Origin of the sequence: Pseudomonas frederiksbergensis (assembly GCF_003732275.1) — a bacterium.
In the GTDB taxonomy this organism is placed as follows: Bacteria; Pseudomonadota; Gammaproteobacteria; order Pseudomonadales; family Pseudomonadaceae; genus Aquipseudomonas; species Aquipseudomonas frederiksbergensis_H.
In genome coordinates, this window is sequence record NZ_MOBM01000043.1 from 67306 (window position 1) to 85863 (window position 18558).

The following is an 18558-nucleotide window of genomic DNA, read 5'->3' on the forward strand; positions in this document are numbered from 1 at the left end:
CGCTTTTTTATGCCGCAGTTCTTTATCGACCGCCCGGTGTTCGCCTGGGTGATCGCCTTGTTCATCCTGCTCGCCGGTGCGCTGGCCATTGTGCAGTTGCCGGTGGCGCAATACCCGAACGTTGCGCCGCCGAAAGTCGAAATCTATGCCACTTACCCGGGCGCTTCGGCGCAAACCGTGGACGAAAGCGTGGTCAGCCTGATCGAGGAAGAACTCAACGGCGCCGACCATCTGCTGTATTTCGAATCCCAAAGCAGCCTCGGCAGCGCCACCATCACCGCAACGTTCCAGCCGGGCACTGACCCGGAAATGGCACAGGTCGATGTGCAAAACCGCCTCAAAGTGGTGGAGTCGCGTTTACCGCAAGCGGTGACTCAGCAGGGTTTGCAGGTGGAGAAAGTCTCCGCCGGTTTCCTGCTACTGATCACCCTCACCTCCAGCGATGGCAAGCTCGACGACGTAGCGCTCAGCGATTACCTGGCGCGCAACGTGATGAACGAGATCAAGCGTCTGGACGGCGTCGGCAAGGCCCAGCTGTACGGTGCCGAACGGGCGATGCGGATCTGGATCGATCCGCAGAAGTTGATCGGCTTCAACCTGACCCCGGCCGATGTCAATGCCGCCATCGTTGCGCAAAATGCTCAGGTTTCCGCGGGCAGCATCGGCGACTTGCCGACGCGCACCACGCAGGAAATCACCGCGACCATTCTGGTCAAAGGCCAGCTGTCGACGCCTCAAGAATTCGCCGACATTGTGCTCAAGGCCAATCCTGACGGCTCCACGGTGCGCATCGGCGATGTGGCGCGCGTCGAGATCGGCAGCCAGGAATATCAATTCTCCACGCGGCTGAACGGTAAACCGTCAATCGCCGTCAGCGTGCAACTGTCGCCGGGTGCCAATGCCCTGAGCACCGCGACGCTGGTGCGGGCGAAGATGGATGAACTGGCGCGTTACTTCCCGGCCGGCGTCGAATACAAGATTCCGTACGACACCTCGCCCTTCGTCAAAGTCTCGATCACCAAAGTGGTCTATACCCTCGCCGAGGCGATGGTGCTGGTGTTTGCGGTGATGTTCCTGTTCCTGCAGAACATCCGCTACACGCTGATTCCGACGCTGGTGGTGCCGGTGGCATTGATGGGGACTTTCGCGACCATGCTCGCGCTGGGCTTCTCGATCAATGTGCTGACCATGTTCGGCATGGTGCTGGCCATCGGCATTCTGGTGGACGACGCGATTGTGGTGGTGGAGAACGTCGAGCGGATCATGGCCACCGAGGGCCTGTCGCCCAAGGACGCGACGCGCAAGGCGATGAAGCAAATCACCGGGGCGATCATCGGCATCACCCTGGTGCTGGTGGCGGTGTTCATTCCGATGGCGTTCATGCAGGGCTCGGTCGGGGTGATTTACCGGCAGTTCTCGTTGTCGATGGCCACCTCGATTCTGTTCTCGGCATTCCTCGCCCTGACCTTGACCCCGGCGCTGTGCGCGACGCTGCTCAAGCCAATTGCCAAGGGCGAGCATCATGCCAAGGGCGGTTTCTTCGGCTGGTTCAACCGACGCTTCGAACAGCTGACCGAGCGCTATCAGGGCTGGGTTGCCTACGCACTGAAACGCACCGGCCGTTACCTGTTGATCTACGGCGTGCTGCTGATCGGTCTGGGGCTGTGCTTCAGTCGTCTGCCCTCCTCGTTTCTGCCGGTGGAAGACCAGGGTTACACCATCACCGACATTCAACTGCCACCGGGCGCGAGCAAGAATCGCACGGTGCAGGTGGTCGAACAGATCGAAGCGCACAACGCCACTGAACCGGGCGTTGGTGACAGCACGGTGATTCTCGGTTTCAGCTTCTCCGGCAGCGGGCAGAACGCCGCGTTGGCGTTCACCACGCTCAAGGATTGGTCGGATCGCGGCAGCGACGACTCGGCGAGTTCGATTGCCGACCGTGCCAACATCGCGCTAAGTCAGATCAAGGACGCCATGGCCTTTGCGGTGTTGCCGCCGCCGGTCGATGGCCTCGGCACGTCCAGCGGTTTTGAGTTCCGTCTGCAAGACCGCGGCGGCCTCGGCCATGCCACGCTGATGCAGGCGCGCAGCCAATTGCTGGCCGCCGCCGAGAAGAGCCCGATCCTGATGAACGTACGCGAAAGCGCCCTGGCCGAAGCGCCGCAGGTGCAACTGGAAGTCGACCGCAAGCAAGCCAACGCCCTGGGCATTTCGTTTGCCGATATTGGCAATGTGTTGTCCACGGCGGTCGGGTCAGCCTACATCAACGACTTCCCCAACCAGGGAAGGATGCAACGGGTGGTGGTTCAGGCTGAAGGTGATCAACGCAGTCAGGTCGATGATCTGCTGAAGATTCACGTGCGCAACGACGCCGAAAAGATGGTGCCATTGTCGTCCTTCGTCCGGGCGAACTGGACCCAGGGCCCGGCGCAGTTGACCCGCTACAACGGCTACCCGGCCATCAGCATTTCCGGCGAACCGGCGCCCGGTTACAGCACCGGCGAAGCCATGGCGGAAATCGAACGGCTGGTGGCGCTAGGGCCGGCGGGGTTGGGTCAGGAATGGACCGGGTTGTCGTTGCAGGAACGCTTGTCCGGCAGCCAGGCACCGATTCTGCTCGGGCTGTCGCTGTTGATCGTGTTCCTGTGCCTGGCGGCGCTGTACGAGAGCTGGTCGATTCCGACGTCGGTGCTGCTGGTGGTGCCACTGGGTGTGCTCGGTGCGGTACTGGCCGTGACCCTGCGCGGGATGCCCAATGACGTGTTCTTCAAGGTCGGGCTGATTACCATCATCGGTCTGTCGGCGAAGAACGCGATCCTGATCATCGAATTCGCCAAAAGCCTGTATGACGAAGGTCATGACCTGATCGACGCCACCCTGCAAGCCGCACGCCTGCGACTTCGCCCCATCGTAATGACCTCGCTGGCGTTCATCCTTGGCGTGGTACCGCTGGCGATTGCCACCGGCGCCAGTTCGGCGAGCCAGCAAGCCATCGGCACCGGGGTGATCGGCGGGATGATCACCGCGACCCTGGCGGTGGTGTTCGTACCGGTGTTCTTTGTGGTGGTGATGAAGCTGGTGCGCAAACGCCACAAGGACCTCTAACCAACAACACCAATCACCTGTGGGAGCGGGCTTGCTCGCGAAAGGGCCGTCACATTCAACATTGATGTTGACTGACACGCCGCCTTCGCGAGCAAGCTCGCTCCCACATTAGAGCCCATTGGATTCAGCTTTGTGGTCACAATGGATAACGCTGGGCTATGGTGTTTGCAAAGCCCAGACGCATCGAGCCTCCATGCCCCTACTCGCCCGCACCCACCCTCGCCTGTCCGCCGCTGCCACACTCGGCGTCGCGGTGGACATTCTGGCTCCAGCCGACTCGATCATCAGCAAAATTCTCATCGGCTGGAACGCCGGGGTCTGGACCTATCTGATGCTGATGCTCTGGCTGACCATGCGTGCCAAGGCCCCGGACGTCAAACGCATTGCCGAAATCGAAGACGAAAATGCCGGGCTGGTGCTGTTGGTGGTCTGCATCGCGGCGATAGCCAGCCTCGCCACCATTACCTTCGAACTGGTCGGCAGCAAAGACCTGGACACCACCCACAAACTCCTGCGCTACGGCTTCACCGGCTTGACGGTGATCGGCTCTTGGCTGCTGACCGGGGTGATCTTCAGCGTGCATTACGCTCGGCTGTTTTACACCTGGAACGGCAGGGAGCCGGCATTGCGCTTTACCGAAGACCTGACAACGCCCAACTATTGGGACTTTCTGTACTTCTCCTTCACCATCGGCGTGGCGGTGCAGACCTCGGATGTCGGTGTGGCCACCCGGGGCATGCGCAAGATCGTGCTGGCGCAATCGTTGATTGGCTTTTTGTTCAATACGGCGATATTGGGGTTTTCGATCAATATCGCCGCAGGGTTGTTTGGGTGAACGCCCTCTCCATCAATCCGGGGTGGACCGTATTACGTTGTAAACTCGTCGTTCAACGGTAGTGAACGTCCAATGGCGTCAAGTGCGGTGATGCTGACTTTGTAGTGTGTCAATGGATACAAGAGCGGTTTCAAGGACGTCTGGGTCGTGCCGTAAGGGAGATTGTTGCCCTGTGGCCCAGTAAAAACGATGTCTGGACTTGCCCCCACAAAACCGGACACCAACACCCCGTTAAATTGATGCTGCTGCCAAGCGCCTGAACCCCTCGGTGCAGCGTTAAATTCCACAGCATCGTCTCACAGGTGCAGCATGACCTCTCGCAACTGGATCGACCTGGCCCAGGACGCCGACCCCGGCATCGAGACGCTGCGCGCGCATTTCGAGGGGCACGCCTATGACCCACACTGGCATGACAGCTATCTTGGGCGTAATCAGCGCCGCAACAGCCGCCGGATCGACGCGAAAGCCATTCTCCGAGCGCACCGTCACTGGCACCACTTTCGCTCAGCAAGCGCCGAATACACCTTCATAGGTCACCGGGTTTCTGTTCAATGCCGCGATACTTGGTTTCTCTATTGCGGCGAGGCTCTTTGGTTGAGCCCCCCTAAAGGTCTACAGTCACTCATCTCGCTTTTGTGGTTACCTTGAACGTTAATGGCTCCCCGTAGAACTGCGAGGCATCATGAGCGCGAATGCTAACGGTATATTCGGTTGATGGCTTGAGCAGGGTCAACGCTACTGACTGCAAAGGCGCTTCGACTTTCCGATAAGAGCCGTTGTGATCGTCTGCTTCTGTCCTGTACCCCAGCAACCCGATTGCATCATCCGGCCGGTCCCACTGAAGGTGTATCGTGTTGTGGCTGACTGACGTCCGAACATTTTTTGGCGCACTTAGAGGCGCAGTTTTTACCGCAATGGCCATGCTTGGCTCAGAGCAATTACCCGCCGCGTCAAGAGCCTGTACGGCAAAGCTGTAGCAGGTTCCCGCTGTAAGCCCGATAGCGAGATAGGCCGGCGTTGAGTCCTTGGTTGTATCGATAACGCCTCCCTCTTTCAGGATTTCATAGTGGGTGACTCCTACGTTGTCGCTTGACCTGTTCCAGACAAGGGCAACGGCTCTGCTGGAAACATTGACATCAACAAGTCCGGTCGGTTGGGTTGGCTTCGTGACATCCAGAGTGATAAACGTAGCCGAGCTGGGGATGGATACATTTTCAGCGGCATCTACAGCGTTCACTACGACTGTGTATGGGGTCGCCTCTTTCAGATCAGTAAAACGGTGGCTGTTCTGGGCGACAGAGAAAGGTACAGCGCCATTGAGGGAGACTTTATAGCCCGTCACTGCCACATTGTCAGTGGATGCGGTCCAGGTCACCGTCGCCGAGTTGACGGTCAGGTTGCTGATTACTGGTGTGCCCGGTTTGCCAGGCGCTGTCACATCCAGTGTGCTGAATATTCCCGTACTTGAATCGGAAATATTTCCCGCTGCATCCACAGCACTAACCACAACAGTGTATGGGGTAGCCTCTTTCAAGTCGGTGAAAAGGTAGCTGTTCTGGGCAACCAGGACCGGGGCTGCGCCATTGAGGGAGACCCGATAGGTCTTCACCCCTACATTGTCAGTTGATGGTGTCCAGGTCAGTACGGCCGACGTCTCCGTTAAGTTGCTTGAGACTGGAATGCCGGGCATCGTCGGTTTAGTCAAATCAGGAATATACGTGAGTGAAGCCGGGATAGATTTATTTCCGGCAGCATCTTTGGCCCGTACCTCGAATGTATTGAGGATGCCATCTATCAAACCGGTGACAGGGTGGCTGGTTCCGCTCACCGGGCGCCAGGCCTCACCATTGCGGCGGACTTCATAACCGGTCACGCCCACATTGTCTTCTGCGGCGAGCCAACTCAACGTTGCACTGCCAGGTGCCAAGGGTGTGAGCTTCAGTACTTTCGGCTTGGTCGGAGGCACCCAGTCGTAAGTGGTTACGACGATGGAAACAGGGTCCGAAAGCGTGTTCGGTATGACCCGTGTACGTATCCTGAAGGTATTGGAAACACCCGGGATCAAGTTCGTAGCAAGAAAGCTTCCCACAGTGCTCCGTGCCTCTCGCTCGCCATTGCGGCTAATCTCGTAATCGATAAATCCCCAACTATCCTCGGGGCGATCCCAAACCAAAGCGGCTTGATTGTAAGTCCTTCCGGGGTTACGTAAATTCAGGGGAGCGATCATTGGTTTGGCTGTCGGCTTGACAATACGTTTTGGCTCCGAAACTGCATCCCCATTAGTGGAGCGCAACTCGACAAAGTAGCGGGTGTTCTCAAGCAGGCCCGTAATCACATGGTTCAAGGTGGCGGTAGATATGGTGTTGATAACAATACCATTGGCTTCAAGACCATAACTGAGGTTGTATCCCGTTGCGCCTTCGCCTGCTGACCACGACACGAAAAGATAATCCAACCTTGAGTGAGCCGAAAAAACCACTGGCGGATTCAACCGTTGGGTACGTGCGCTGGTGCTTGCCGGAGCTGAACTGCCGCTGGCATTTGTAGCTTGCACCCTCAGCGAATAACGGGTGTCTGGCATCAGCCCCTTGAACGTATGAATGTCATAACTGGTGCTGTCTCTGCCAATGACGTCCTCACTGTCCGCGAGGCCATAACTGACTTCGTACTTCGTTGCATTAGGATCTCCACTCCATCGGAAAGTAATCTGCCCCGCCAAGGCCGCAGCTACAAGGTTATAGGGGGGACGTGGCAAGGGGGGGCCGTCTAACGTGGTTGGCGTGATCCGCGTCGGCAACGATTCGCCGTTGGTATTGGCTGCACTCACTTCGACAAAGTACAGCGTATTTTTACTCAGGCCGGTCAGCTGATAGTTCGTGGATCTCGTCACTATAGTCTGAGGGGGGCCACCGGGCTCGACACCATAACGGATGACATATTGGGTAGCCCCAGCGGATGCGGTCCAGTTCAGATCCATCGTGATGATCGCTGGCGTTGCACGCAGATCATTTGGCGGCGCAGGTACCTGCAGCGTCTGTTTAACGATGCGTGTCGGTGCCGAATCGCCATTGCTATTAGACGAGCGAACGTCGAAGTAATAGTTGGTATTGGAAATCAGCCCACTGATCGTACAGGCTGGACTGAGCGAAGTGGTATTGGTTACCGAGCCGCTGGGTGCAATGCCATAACCGATCTTGTAGCTGGAGGCATTAGGCGGGCCGGTCCAGGTCAGCGCCACCGTGTTGTTGGTTGGCACAGCCTTGAGATTCGTCGGGCTGACGGGTACAGACGTGGCAGGTTTGGTCGTTTCAACAATCCGCTTCGGCGCTGACAACTCCTCCGCTTTGGTACCGTATACATGGATGTAATAACGGGTCCCGGGCATCAGGGCGGTGATATCAAAAATTTTCATGGGTAAAAGGAGATTTATCTGGTCGATGAACGAGTCGGGCGACGGATCGAGTCCCCATTTCACCCGAGATCCGGTCTCCGACCCACCAGCAGCGTATGCCCATGAAATTTTGATGGATGATTCTGAAGTACCAATTACTACCGCAATTGGTATACCGGGTCGCGCTAATCCAGCCTGGGGCGGAGATAGCGCTTGGGCTGTCGCATGACTGATAGCTTGCGATGGTGCCTCTTCGTCAGAGTTCATCTCGATCTGTCCCGTCAGTGGAATCAGACTCCATTAAATATCCCTCCCGGCAGCAACACCACTGACAGAACTGCTAGTTGCACCCGGCTATTTTTCATGATGGTGCTCTACCTTTGGGCATGTCCTGCTCACCGGTCTAGGACTTCAGGTTTTATTCAGCATCACGATGCTCCGTTCATCGGCTGGGACGAGGAATCGAGGTGGGATATCTGATACCCGGGGCCGGCAAAAATCTGGAAAATCCTTTTCGTTTCCAGCGCTTACACTCACCAGAAAAATACAAAAAATCTAGTTTAATCATGGCTTTACTGTTCAGGATGTTTCATGAGGCAGTAGAAAGAAAATTCCTACCCAGAAGAGCGCAATAGCCGACAGCTATTTCGACAATCTCCTCATTAAAATCGCCTACCTGTAATTTCTGACAGGTTCCAAGGGCGTGATTTCGCGTTATAACTCAGCCATGCCGACAAGCCCTGATAGAGGTACTTGAAGGCAGTCGCGCGAACCATGCCCTTTATGAAGAAGGAAGATTCTGCCGCGCCCACGCCATCATTGATGATAAATGGGAGAGTGCCCGTTATGTACCGTACCAACCCAACTCCAGTCCGGTCATCGCCAGCCCAGGTCAGTTTTCAGTCAGAGGAGCCCGAACAACGCAAAGCGATAACACTCACTTCCAGGGAAAGAGAAGTTCTGCAATGGAGCGCAGTCGGCAAGTCGTCTTGGGAAATCGGTCAGATCGTCAACTGTACCGAAGCCGGGGTGAATTACCACTTTTGCAACATCCGCCGAAAGTTCGGCGTGAGTTCACGCTGGAGCGCCGTGGTCAAAGCGCTGGGACAAGGCTTGATACATATGCCTTGAACCGGGGCTGGCCGGGGCGTACGGCGCCCATTGTTCTTCACAGAGACACCGCATGAACCCGGCCCAGACGCTTACCGACTTGCCCCTTGTTCTGCCCCTCGACAATGCCTGCGACGATGCCCCGATATCGCGTCGGCATTGCGATCCGAAAGCACTCCGGATCATCCTCGCCGATGACCACCCCGTGGTGCTGATGGGGGCCGAAATGGCCCTCTGCGGCAACGCGTTCTCGATTGTCGCCCAGGCGCACAACGCCGATGAACTGATCGCCCATCTGGAACGCACACCGTGCGACATACTGATCAGTGACTATTCGATGCCCTACGGGCGCTTTCCCGATGGCCTGGCGTTGATGGGTTATTTGAACCGGCACTTTCGCCACCTACCACTGATCGTGATGACCATGTTGCGCAACGCTTCCCTTCTGCAAGCACTGCTCAATCATGGCGTCTGCGGCCTGTTCGACAAACGCAGCCCTTTGATCGAATTGAAACGGGCCGTGCAGACCGTGCTCAAGGGCCGTCGCTACCTCAGCCCTTCTTTTGCCGAGACTCTCAATGCCCAGACCTTGTCGTCCTCAAGCACTGAGACGCCATCGGTGAGTCTTTCTCAACGAGAAATGGAAGTGGTGCGGCTGTTCGTCCAGGGCCTGTCCGGCCGACAAATTGCCGCGCAACTGAACCGCAGCGAAAAAACCATCAGCCGACAAAAACGCACCGCCATGGACAAGTTGGGGCTTGGCCATGACAGTGGGTTGGTGGAGTTTGCGCGGGTGAGCGGGTTGTGGGGGTGAGTCCACTACTACACATCGAACTACCCGAATGTGTATCTCGATGATCAGGGTTTAAAACCTGCCGTCGTTTTTCCTGATGTCCTCAATTCGTTTCCTGCTTAAAAAAGCCGCATCCCGCTTCTCCTGCTCAGTTTGTGTTTTTGGTTGTTTTGGTTGTTTTGGTCTGGATGAGTGTTGGTCGGGAGCTGAAACTTTTTTGTGCGCAGGTGATGTTCTAGTGACTGGCATTTCAAGAGCTGGATTTTCAGCTTTCGCCTGCTTGAACGTCATCCTAGATGCTTCCTCTGGTGAGTTGGACGCGACGTAGAACCCCCTCTCTCTGGCCAAGGTTTGTGGAACAGAGGAGTCATAGTCCGGTGTTGGTGTTCTAGAACGGGCACCTGTCGCAGACTGACGCGCGAACGGTCTTGAAGGTCGGGCAGACACAGAAACGCTTGCCAGCTCATCGGTGACGTTCGCTAATTGTCGAGAACTGCGGCCTGCTGTTTTTGCGGCATTTGAACCAGCGCTACCTGCCACTCGGGTTACATCGTCACCAGTCATCATAAAGAACACGACAAGCTTGGAAAGGATTGAAATATGCCCTGTCGGGTCAGTAAAACTGACCGGATTCCCCAGACAATACATATACGCATTCAATCCCCCGTCCCCAAACGGACTCAAACTGTCCGGACTATGAAACCGCATCAACCCCGGATTGAACGCCCGATACCCACCGCCCAACAAGTAGCACCCCGTTTGTGCTTCCCGAAATTCGCCGTTGTAACCCAAATGACTCCTCATCGCCGCGTCATCCCCACGATGCCCGTACGCCGAATAAGCGATTTCATTGCGCCCATCCAGGCTCACCTCACACAGCACGCTGTTCTTGTCATCACTGGCCAGCAACAGGGACTTTGGGCCAGCACCTTCCTGGTGCTCGGCGAGCACGATACCTTCAGCTCGCACAAAGGTACTGGTGTCAGCGCCCCGAACACTATTCGCCAGCTCACCGTTCTGGTAGAAGCGCTGCTCGGCACTGCCATCCGACTGGCTGCCGCTGAGGGTATCCAGCGAGTCATAGTGATAGTCATTAGCCGTTTCACCGGACAAGGCACTGACGCTGATCAAGCGACTCAAACTGTCATAGTCCAGGGAACGACCCGCTTCGTCATTCAACAAATTGCCGTTGGCGTCATACTCGAAATCAATCCTGGGCGGATAGGACGGATCATCAGGGCGCTCAGGTCGCAATGTGTTTACCAGCGCGCTCAGCTGACAAGGGTCGTCATTGTTGTATTCGAAATCGATCGTGTGGTGCCCTTCATCGAATGTCGTCTCCAGAAAAGTCAGATTGTCCTTTTCATCGAAACCGAACATCTGGCCAATGATGGTTTTGCCATAAGGATCCACCGGGCATTGACTACCTTCGCAACTGTAATCCACCAATCGCCCGCGGTCGTCATAGGCATAAGTTTCGTCGCGCAAGACATCGCTGCCTTGTTTCAAGGTTCGGTTTATCAGCCGATCGGCCTCATCGTAAACCTGGGCCAATGTCTGGGTGGCTTCCTCCTGGCCAAACTTGAAGGTACGCAACGCTTCGCGACCGAAGTCGTCGTAGGCAATACCAGTCTCCAGCGCCTGAGCACCATCGACCGTCTTGATCGTTTTGATTCGCGCCAGGTCATCGTAGGTGAACGTCGAACAGGTGTCGCCCAGTCGGGTTTCAGTCAACTGTGCGCGAGCGTTATAGGTGTATGTCTGGCGTTGCCCAAGGACATCGATCTGCCGGGGCCAGTGCCGCAAGTATGGCTGGCGGTTTACTGACGATCACCTCCTTCGCTGCGAGTGCCGCGAGCGCCATTACAGGGGTGGCCGCGATTGTGACGGGGAATGAGGGTATGGAAAAAGCCAGTATGTACACTGGGTACATTGCAATGGGGGCGGGGTTGGGGGTGTATGCGATGGGACGGATTGGGGCAGCGGCGGTGAAGACCTCAGTACCACAGTCGCCTTTAAGGATGGAGACTATAGAGGCTCCAGTTTTTTCAAATCTGAAAAGTTCAAAAAATCTAGTTCGCACCTCTATTAGTCCGAATCCGGCTAACGGTAATATAACAAAAAATGTGGCGGTAGAATCTGCACCTAAAGTCCCGGCCGTACCTAGCCTTAAAGTTTCCAATTCATTATCGAGAAATGCCACGCCCAAAGTGACTCAGGTAAAGACAAAACCCAGCGAGCCTGTCTTAAATAACAAAACAGTAGATATGAATCTACCTGAATCATGGCAGTACCAAGACGAAGACATCACCATGTTTGTCTCAGATACTCCACCCAGATTTGCTGGCGACCGAGGTGATGTATCATTTAGGACCAATCGCGTACGGATTTTAAACCAACTAATTCTAGCGCAACGTTTCTAACAACCGAAACCGAGAATAAGCTCCAGCCCAATCTTATGAAAAAGGCTGGAGCCTTTTCACATAATTGAGAGTTCTCTCATATCCCCCTCCCCGCCCTACTTTTAAACTCCTTCTTCCGAGACAACGCACTACATCCACTCACCCCGCTTACCGCGCGGCAAGCTTCCCGAGACTGTCTCGCACTTTAATTCTCGGACTTTTTCTATTCAAAGGAATGGCAACATGAAGAAATCTTTATTGACTTTACCGCTGGGCCTGACGCTAACTCTCGCAGGCCAGGCGGCATTTGCTTTCACCGGCACCATCAACTTCCAGGGCCGAATTGACAGCGCTACGTGCCCCATCGAAGTCATTGATCCGGTTAGCGGTTCAGTAAACGGTCCCGTTCTTATTGGTTTTGCCAACACCAAACAGTTCACCAGCATCGGCGACGAAAGCGCCGGCAAAACATTTGCACTAAAATTGACCCCAGGCGGTGGTTGCGTGGTGCCGCCGGGTAGTACCGCGGCGACTGTGACGTTCAGTTCGGTTTATGGCGGAGTAGGCCCGAGCGATGCTTATCACGGCCTTAAACCTCTTGCAGGTGTTGCCCAAGGCCTTGGCGTAGCGATCAAAGACAGCAGAGGAGCTCTCATCCCTAATGGCGACGCCTCCAGATCGTATCCAATCTCTATTACGGACCCAAGCACCCTGACCTTCCATGCCGTTTACAAGTCGTATCTGACTGCCGTAACCGCAGGCCCTGCGGAATCGGACGTTAACTTCACCGTCAATATCATTTAAGTTCCGCATTACACTCGCCAGAAAATTTCGATTTTCTGGCGCTCTATTTTAGTTACGGCCCGCCGGGTCTGTTTGACAAATCGTTCAAGGAAACTCATTCATGCCTGGCTTATTTAAATGGCCGCTAAATATCAGAGCCGTGAGCATCACTTGCACATTCACTGCTTTTTTTTCCCTTTATTTGCCCAGCACTCAAGCAGCATTGACCCTCAGTGGTACGCGGGTTGTTTTCAATGGCGAAAAACGCAATGTTTCATTGACCATTTCCAACCCGAGCGACAAAGCTTTCGCTGTTCAAAGTTGGGTCAATACCGTTACTGACGATCAAACCACTGCGGTGCCGTTTATTGTCTCCCCGCCATTATTCCGATTAAACGCGAACAAGGAACAGCAAATTCAAATCAATGGCTTACCCAACGCATTGCCCCGTGATCGCGAGTCTCTGTTTTATCTAAATGTACAAGAAATTCCCCAAATACAGACCACCGAAGCGAATCAACTCAATATTGCCCTGCGCACTCGGATTAAATTTTTTTACCGACCGCAGGAATTAAAAGACAATCCAGTAGATCGGCTGAAAGACCTGAGCTGGTCATTACAAAAAGAACGGAATCAGATTTATTTATTGGCAAGTAATCCCAGCCCGTTTCACGTGTCGTTCATCCGGATAGAAGTCATCAGCAACGGCCAGGTCGTTGTACTGGATAACACCGCCATGCTCTCGCCTCTTTCCAGCCAACGTTACAATCTACGCGGCGTCAAGCCCACCCAAGGCATGCAAGTTACGTTTTCGGCGATTACCGATTATGGCGGTTTTACCCAGCCTATTACTTTGCCCGTCAGCTCTGGCTTTTAAGTCTCTGGCGTAAATGCTCTTGTCCGGAACATGACTATGTCTTCTCCAACCCGGCGTCTGTGCCCATCGACTCGGCGGTGTCTCTTTCCTCTCTTTGTTATCAGCAGCGGTAGCATCCTGCTCTTGGAGATCGACTCAGCGCGTGCGAGCGAAACGCTGGAATTCCAGTCCACGTTCATGCGTCAACTCGACAGCCACCCTGGTAATGCCGGCGCCCTGGCGTTGAATGCCTTGGCCGCCCATCAGGATTTAGGCCCGGGCCGTTACCTGGTCCGTATCCACATCAATCACGTTTTTTTTGATCAGCGTGAAATCGACTTCCTGGCTTCCCCCGGCACTGGAGAAATCTATCCCTGCCTGTCATACGGGCTGCTCAAGGAAATGGGCATCAAGCTCGATAGTTTTCCAGAGCTTGAAGGCACTGCACCTTCTTGCATCGATATCGGCACGTTTATACCCGGCGCCATCACCGACTTCGATGCCAGTCAACTGCTACTATCGGTATCCATCCCACAGATTGCTATGCGTCGTGATGTGGCCGGCTATGTCGACCCGCAATTGTGGGACTACGGCATCAATGCCGCTTTTGTTAGTTATCAGGCTTCAGCCCAACAAGGCCGGAACGCAAGCGCCGGGCAGTCTAATAACCAGGATCTGTATCTAAACAGTGGTATCAATCTGGGATCTTGGCGTCTGCGCAGTAATCATGCATTCCGTCACGACAGCCAGGGCCAGCGTGAATGGACCCGGGCTTATACCTATGTACAGCGAGATGTGCCCGGCACTCGCTCGCAATTGACCATCGGCGAGACCACCACGCCCGGTGACGTCTTCCGTAGCGTACCCATCAAAGGCGTGCAATTGGCCTCGGACATGGAGATGCTACCCGATACCTTGCAAAGCTACGCGCCGATCATTCGTGGGGTTGCGCAGACAAGGGCCAAACTCGAAGTTCGTCAGAATGGCTATCCGATTTATTCGACCTACGTCAGCGCCGGCCCCTATGAGATCAATGATCTCAGCACCGGCGGCGGCAGTGGCGAACTGGAAATCATCTTGACCGAAGCCGATGGACAGGTCCGGCGTTTCACCCAATCCTATTCCACGCTCAGCAACCTGCTACGTGAAGGCGTTTGGCGCTATAGCACCAGCGTAGGTCGCTACAACGCGCCTGGCGTTACCCTGGAGGACCCGCTGCTCTGGCAAGGCACTTTGGCTGTCGGCGCCAGTGCGACTTCGACGCTGTACGGTGGTCTGCTGGCCAGCGATTTTTATCGAGCCGGCGCATTGGGGTTTGGTACAAATCTCGGACAGATAGGGGCGCTCTCGTTCGATGTTACTCAATCCCGTGCCGATACCGACCCCACCAATAATGGTCAGCATACGCAGGGCATGAGCTACGCCCTGAAGTACGGGAAAACCTTCGAAACCCGTACCAATCTGCGATTTGCCGGCTATCGCTATTCAACAGAAGGTTATCGTGACTTCGACGAAGCGCTGCGCGAGCGTGCTCACGATACTCGCTTCAACGGCAGCCGGCGCAGTCGCCTTGAGGCAGCGATCTATCAAAATATCGGCACCTCAAGTTCGATAAATCTGACCTTGTCCCAAGAAGACTATTGGCGTACCCATTACCAGCAACGGCAGTTCCAGTTTCAGTTCAATACGCAATACAAAAACGTCAGTTACAACCTGTACGCCTCACAATCGCTGACTGAGTCGGGGCTCAGCGACCGGCAAATAAGTTTTGGCATTTCGCTTCCACTGGACTTCGCCCGGTCGACAACGGCCACCTTCGATATCAGAGAGAGCCAAGGGCAGTTCAGCCAGCGCGCCAGTCTTTCCGGTAGCGCCGACCAATACCGCATGAACTATCGCGCCGCTCTGTCCAACAGTACGCACAACCAGCAAGCCGCGGAATTGTCGATGAACTATCAAGCGCCCGTTGCGAGCGTTGGTGCTGGTGTGACGCAAAGCGCGCGGTACAGCAGCCTTTCGATGAATGCCAGTGGCGCACTGCTGTTGCACGAAGGCGGACTTGAAATGGGGCCTTACCTGGGCGAAACCAGCGGCCTGGTAGACGTCCCGGATATCGCCGGCATCGGGTATTGAACAGCACCGCCGTCAAGACCAATGAGCGTGGTTATGCCTTGATTCCATATCTACGACCTTACCGGGTCAACCGGGTAGTGCTCGATAGCAGCGAACTGGGTCCGAACGTTGAAATCGACAATGGCGTAGCACACGTGGTGCCGCGCCGCGGTGCGGTGGTCAAGGCAGGCTTTAGTGCACGCAAGGTCCAACGCTTGGTCATTACTGCACGTAATAGCGACGGCGAGCCCTTGCCATTCGGCGCTCAAGTCAGCGACGCGACGGGTAAGCCACTGGGAATTGTCGGACAAGCCGGACAGTTCATGCTGGGAACTACCCACAATATACAAATATTGCATGTGCGCTGGGGTGAAAAACCTGCCGAGCAATGCCAATTGCATCTGGACGCTGACAGCCAGCCTGAAGAACAAGGCTATCAGATACGGGAATCAGCCTGCCTTTGATGTAAGGCGACTAAGCCGATGCACTGAGAATGTATCGGCTTGTTTATCTCAGGATTGAAAATGACACCGAACAAACACCTGCTGAGAAGCCTGACCTTTGTTGTGGTTAGCCCCATGATCCCTTTCAGCCTTGGGTACGCTGCCGATGGCTGTTACTGGAAGGACGGCAACGCCGGACCTATTTCATACAGTGTGAATGTAGGAACCCATTACGTGCCCAGAGACGTCCGACGAAGCACACCTATCGGCCCAGTGGACAAGCGCTATGGGCCAGTATCCGGTGGCGGGCTGGCAGTTGACTGCCTCACCCAGGGGGCCCAAATCGACTTTAAGGCACAGAATCGTGAACCGATCGCGCCAGGTATTTTTGACCCCGTTAACGGCGAAGACATCACTGGGAAAGTGATAAGAACCAATATTGATGGTATCGGTGTCAGAGTCAAACTGGGGACTCCCTATTCCACGCAATGGACGTCGTCCAGCCGCAGTTTCGCAGTTCCCTATGAGGCCTACATAAATCGTTATATGCCAAACGTGCTTTCTCATTCGCTGCTGATACCGCAGATTACATTGATCAAAACAGGCGATATCGGGCCAGGCATACATACCCTGAATGTATCGAATCTGCTGGGCGGTGAATTTACCGGAATCGGCACCGGCTTTAATGTATCCCTGACAGGTACTGTCATTCAGGCGGAGTGCTCGGTTTCCTCAAACCCGGTCAGCGCTGACCCCGTGGATCTGGGAGCGTGGGACGTCTCGGAGTTCACTAGTGTCGGCCACACCACAACGCCACAATCTTTCAACATCACACTGAATTCATGCATTGCCGATAATCGACTGCCCCCGGAAACTATCACCTATGCACATATCCGGCTGGACCCCACTGCAGGGTCAATGACCCATGACGCCAATTTAGGCCAATTTACCCTGGGCACCGGCTCGACCGCTAGAGGGGTTGTCATACAAATACTGCATGAAGATGAAACGCCCATCGGTTTGGCCAGTGACGTTCGGCTAAAGCCCATTACCCCCGGTAATACGACACTTGGCTTCAAGGCTCGCCTCTACCAGACCGAACCGTCGGATCGGGTAGCAGCAGGCTCAACCAAGGGTTCGTTGAGCTTTACCATTACGTATCTTTGAGCCTGAACGACGTCGATCACGTGAGTAGTTGTATGTCCCGGGCCGGAAAGGCGAGATAGCTATCTCCCCCATCAAAGCTGACACTGACATTGACCCTAAATATGGAGTTGATACTTAGGCGCTCCAGGTACGATTTAGGTAACGTCGCTCTGTTTATTCCTCTGGTGACCGGCCATGCGCTACGTATGGTCTCGTCAGGAAGACTGGCAGCGGTCAACCAGATATTGATCAGCTGAGTCTGCGCCTGATAAACCCAGGCCGCTAATGTCAGGTCTGTTCCTCCAGGCGGAACAGCATTGCGACTGAGTTTCAGAGGGCTACCTCGTGCGGCCTGGGGACAATCAATTTGCATGAATTTACTCGCCGCGATAGCGCGGACTGTAAGCCTGAGGGGATCTGATTCAGGCTCACCGTTCACGCGATAAGTAACCTCTACCATTCTATTCGCACCAATGTTGGCTGGAATGGCTGTGGCTGGAATGGGAAATCTGGATGGATCAGAGGGGGCTGGCTCCAAGGCATGATGAGACCCCAAATCACCGTACCCACGCCAATAAACCTCACGCTTATGCCCCTGGCCCTCGTCGTCCTGCCTCGGGATCATGACAGTCACACCTGAAACACCATAAAACAGTGGATCCAACACCGCTGTCCCTACCCCATTTTGTGCTTCTTCAACGGTGGGATGTCGCCTCAGTGGCGGTGGCAGGATTTCCACTTGAATGCGCACATTCGCCGAAGGGGTGGACTCATTGCCAGCCCGATCGCGCACTCGATAGGTGGCATAGCGCATTCCATTATCGCGATCGCGCAGCATATCCCCCTTGAAAGAAAGCAGCAAAGGGTGGCCGATATTGGTCGGGTCCAGTGTCAGGGTATCGACAACATCTTCACTGTCGGGAAACTCTTCCCAATACCAAGTGATCACATCGCCCACTTTTTTTTCGTTGTAATCAGGCAGCTTTGCCTCCACCTGATCGCTGTTTGCGGGGTCGGCCAGGTAAGCGGCAGTGATTTTTTTAGGAGGGGGGGAGACTTCAGGAGGGAAAATCAATCGGCTGTCGGTCGCCAGAACGTGGGCTGTGGTATCGAGCGAGATAACCAGTTCAAGAGAGTCATCAGCTTCGCCGTTGTAGCCTGTGACCTCGTAGCGCAACCGGTGCTGTCCGTCGTTGCCGCGCAGCATTCGTTGGGGCAATGTGACGAACCGGTCTGAAACCTCGATGGGTGCATCCCATACCCTGATATCTGCATGTCCATCGTCAAAGAACAACTCGACCGATTCATCGCCCAGCGAAGGGTCGGAGTTTGCCCATAGCTCAAACCAGACCTTCAGGTCATCATCTGTTTTGGCTTGCGGAAGCAGATTGGGGTCGCCGCCGGGCACATCTTCAAGCAACCCATCCACCCGAGGTGAGGGTAAAAGGGTTCTGAAGGCCGGGGGATTTTTTGGCTCGCTCATGGACAAGACTCCTTAGAAAAGAGCAAGGGGACAATGACCTAGGCCACCACCCCCCACTTTATTTAAAGAACGTTGAACCGCAGCGCAGCCAACACG

The 18558-nt window shown here is 55.1% G+C and carries 12 protein-coding genes and 3 pseudogenes; 11 read left to right on the forward strand and 4 right to left on the reverse strand.

The features are described 5' to 3' along the window. Positions 1-9: 9 nt before the first annotated feature. The 3 genes and pseudogenes from BK662_RS34030 to BK662_RS34040 form a co-directional block, all read left to right on the forward strand. Complete coding sequence (locus BK662_RS34030) at positions 10-3108, forward strand: multidrug efflux RND transporter permease subunit (protein WP_123361218.1); 3099 nt, start codon at positions 10-12, stop codon at positions 3106-3108. 193 nt (positions 3109-3301) lie between these two features. Further along, positions 3302-3943 carry a DUF1345 domain-containing protein gene (locus BK662_RS34035; protein WP_123361219.1) on the forward strand — a complete coding sequence of 214 codons (642 nt, stop codon included), beginning with the start codon at positions 3302-3304 and terminating at the stop codon, positions 3941-3943. Positions 3944-4252: 309 nt separating this feature from the next. Then, positions 4253-4366, forward strand: a pseudogene (locus BK662_RS34040) (AraC family transcriptional regulator); the annotation flags it as partial. On the opposite strand, the pseudogene BK662_RS35975 reads toward BK662_RS34040, so the two are convergent. Both BK662_RS35975 and BK662_RS34045 read right to left on the reverse strand, forming a co-directional pair. Further along, a pseudogene (locus BK662_RS35975) lies at positions 4364-4480 on the reverse strand (hypothetical protein); the annotation flags it as partial. The pseudogenes BK662_RS34040 and BK662_RS35975 sit on opposite strands and share 3 nt — an antisense overlap. A gap of 85 nt (positions 4481-4565) precedes the next feature. Beyond that, positions 4566-7418, reverse strand: coding sequence for a fibronectin type III domain-containing protein (locus BK662_RS34045; protein ID WP_185047225.1), 2853 nt, complete (start codon positions 7416-7418; stop codon positions 4566-4568). A 762-nt stretch (positions 7419-8180) separates the two neighbouring features. On the opposite strand from BK662_RS34045, the gene BK662_RS34050 reads away from it, so the two are divergent. Both BK662_RS34050 and BK662_RS34055 read left to right on the forward strand, forming a co-directional pair. Beyond that, positions 8181-8465 carry a helix-turn-helix transcriptional regulator gene (locus tag BK662_RS34050; RefSeq protein WP_259695981.1) on the forward strand — a complete coding sequence of 95 codons (285 nt, stop codon included), beginning with the start codon at positions 8181-8183 and terminating at the stop codon, positions 8463-8465. Positions 8466-8517: 52 nt separating this feature from the next. After that, complete coding sequence (locus BK662_RS34055) at positions 8518-9258, forward strand: response regulator (protein ID WP_123361221.1); 741 nt, start codon at positions 8518-8520, stop codon at positions 9256-9258. Between the two features lie 51 nt (positions 9259-9309). On the opposite strand, the gene BK662_RS34060 is transcribed toward BK662_RS34055, so the two are convergent. After that, positions 9310-10971 (reverse strand): RHS repeat-associated core domain-containing protein, encoded by a 1662-nt coding sequence (locus BK662_RS34060; RefSeq protein ID WP_148057952.1) that lies wholly within the window; start codon positions 10969-10971, stop codon positions 9310-9312. A 167-nt stretch (positions 10972-11138) separates the two neighbouring features. Here BK662_RS34060 and BK662_RS34065 point away from each other — a divergent pair, with 167 nt between their 5' ends. From BK662_RS34065 to BK662_RS34085, 6 genes and pseudogenes are all read left to right on the forward strand, one after another. Further along, positions 11139-11660, forward strand: coding sequence for a hypothetical protein (locus tag BK662_RS34065; RefSeq protein ID WP_148057953.1), 522 nt, complete (start codon positions 11139-11141; stop codon positions 11658-11660). Between the two features lie 222 nt (positions 11661-11882). Further along, on the forward strand, positions 11883-12443 hold the full coding sequence (locus BK662_RS34070; RefSeq protein WP_123361224.1) for a fimbrial protein: 561 nt from the start codon (positions 11883-11885) through the stop codon (positions 12441-12443). 100 nt (positions 12444-12543) lie between these two features. Next, positions 12544-13299, forward strand: coding sequence for a fimbrial biogenesis chaperone (locus BK662_RS34075; protein ID WP_123361225.1), 756 nt, complete (start codon positions 12544-12546; stop codon positions 13297-13299). Between the two features lie 177 nt (positions 13300-13476). Then, positions 13477-15524, forward strand: a pseudogene (locus tag BK662_RS34080) (fimbria/pilus outer membrane usher protein); the annotation flags it as partial. 42 nt (positions 15525-15566) lie between these two features. Continuing rightward, on the forward strand, positions 15567-15854 hold the full coding sequence (locus BK662_RS35665; protein ID WP_259695983.1) for a FimD/PapC C-terminal domain-containing protein: 288 nt from the start codon (positions 15567-15569) through the stop codon (positions 15852-15854). Between the two features lie 60 nt (positions 15855-15914). Continuing rightward, complete coding sequence (locus BK662_RS34085; protein WP_123361226.1) at positions 15915-17000, forward strand: fimbrial protein; 1086 nt, start codon at positions 15915-15917, stop codon at positions 16998-17000. 16 nt (positions 17001-17016) lie between these two features. Here the strand turns inward: BK662_RS34085 and BK662_RS34090 are convergent, their stop codons facing one another. Next, a complete protein-coding gene (locus tag BK662_RS34090) occupies positions 17017-18462 on the reverse strand; it encodes a hypothetical protein (RefSeq protein WP_123361227.1) in 1446 nt (481 codons plus the stop codon). Between the last annotated feature and the right edge of the window lie 96 nt (positions 18463-18558).

What these genes read in the sequence shown, in the direction of transcription:
- BK662_RS34055 (WP_123361221.1), top strand. Translation starts at nt 8,518, where the DNA reads ATGAACCCGGCCCAGACGCTTACCGACTTGCCCCTTGTTCTGCCCCTC.
- BK662_RS34085 (WP_123361226.1), top strand. Translation starts at nt 15,915, where the DNA reads ATGACACCGAACAAACACCTGCTGAGAAGCCTGACCTTTGTTGTGGTT.
- BK662_RS34065 (WP_148057953.1), top strand. Translation starts at nt 11,139, where the DNA reads ATGGAAAAAGCCAGTATGTACACTGGGTACATTGCAATGGGGGCGGGG.
- BK662_RS34050 (WP_259695981.1), top strand. Translation starts at nt 8,181, where the DNA reads ATGTACCGTACCAACCCAACTCCAGTCCGGTCATCGCCAGCCCAGGTC.
- BK662_RS34090 (WP_123361227.1), bottom strand. Translation starts at nt 18,462, where the DNA reads ATGAGCGAGCCAAAAAATCCCCCGGCCTTCAGAACCCTTTTACCCTCA.
- BK662_RS34075 (WP_123361225.1), top strand. Translation starts at nt 12,544, where the DNA reads ATGCCTGGCTTATTTAAATGGCCGCTAAATATCAGAGCCGTGAGCATC.
- BK662_RS34035 (WP_123361219.1), top strand. Translation starts at nt 3,302, where the DNA reads ATGCCCCTACTCGCCCGCACCCACCCTCGCCTGTCCGCCGCTGCCACA.
- BK662_RS34030 (WP_123361218.1), top strand. Translation starts at nt 10, where the DNA reads ATGCCGCAGTTCTTTATCGACCGCCCGGTGTTCGCCTGGGTGATCGCC.
- BK662_RS34070 (WP_123361224.1), top strand. Translation starts at nt 11,883, where the DNA reads ATGAAGAAATCTTTATTGACTTTACCGCTGGGCCTGACGCTAACTCTC.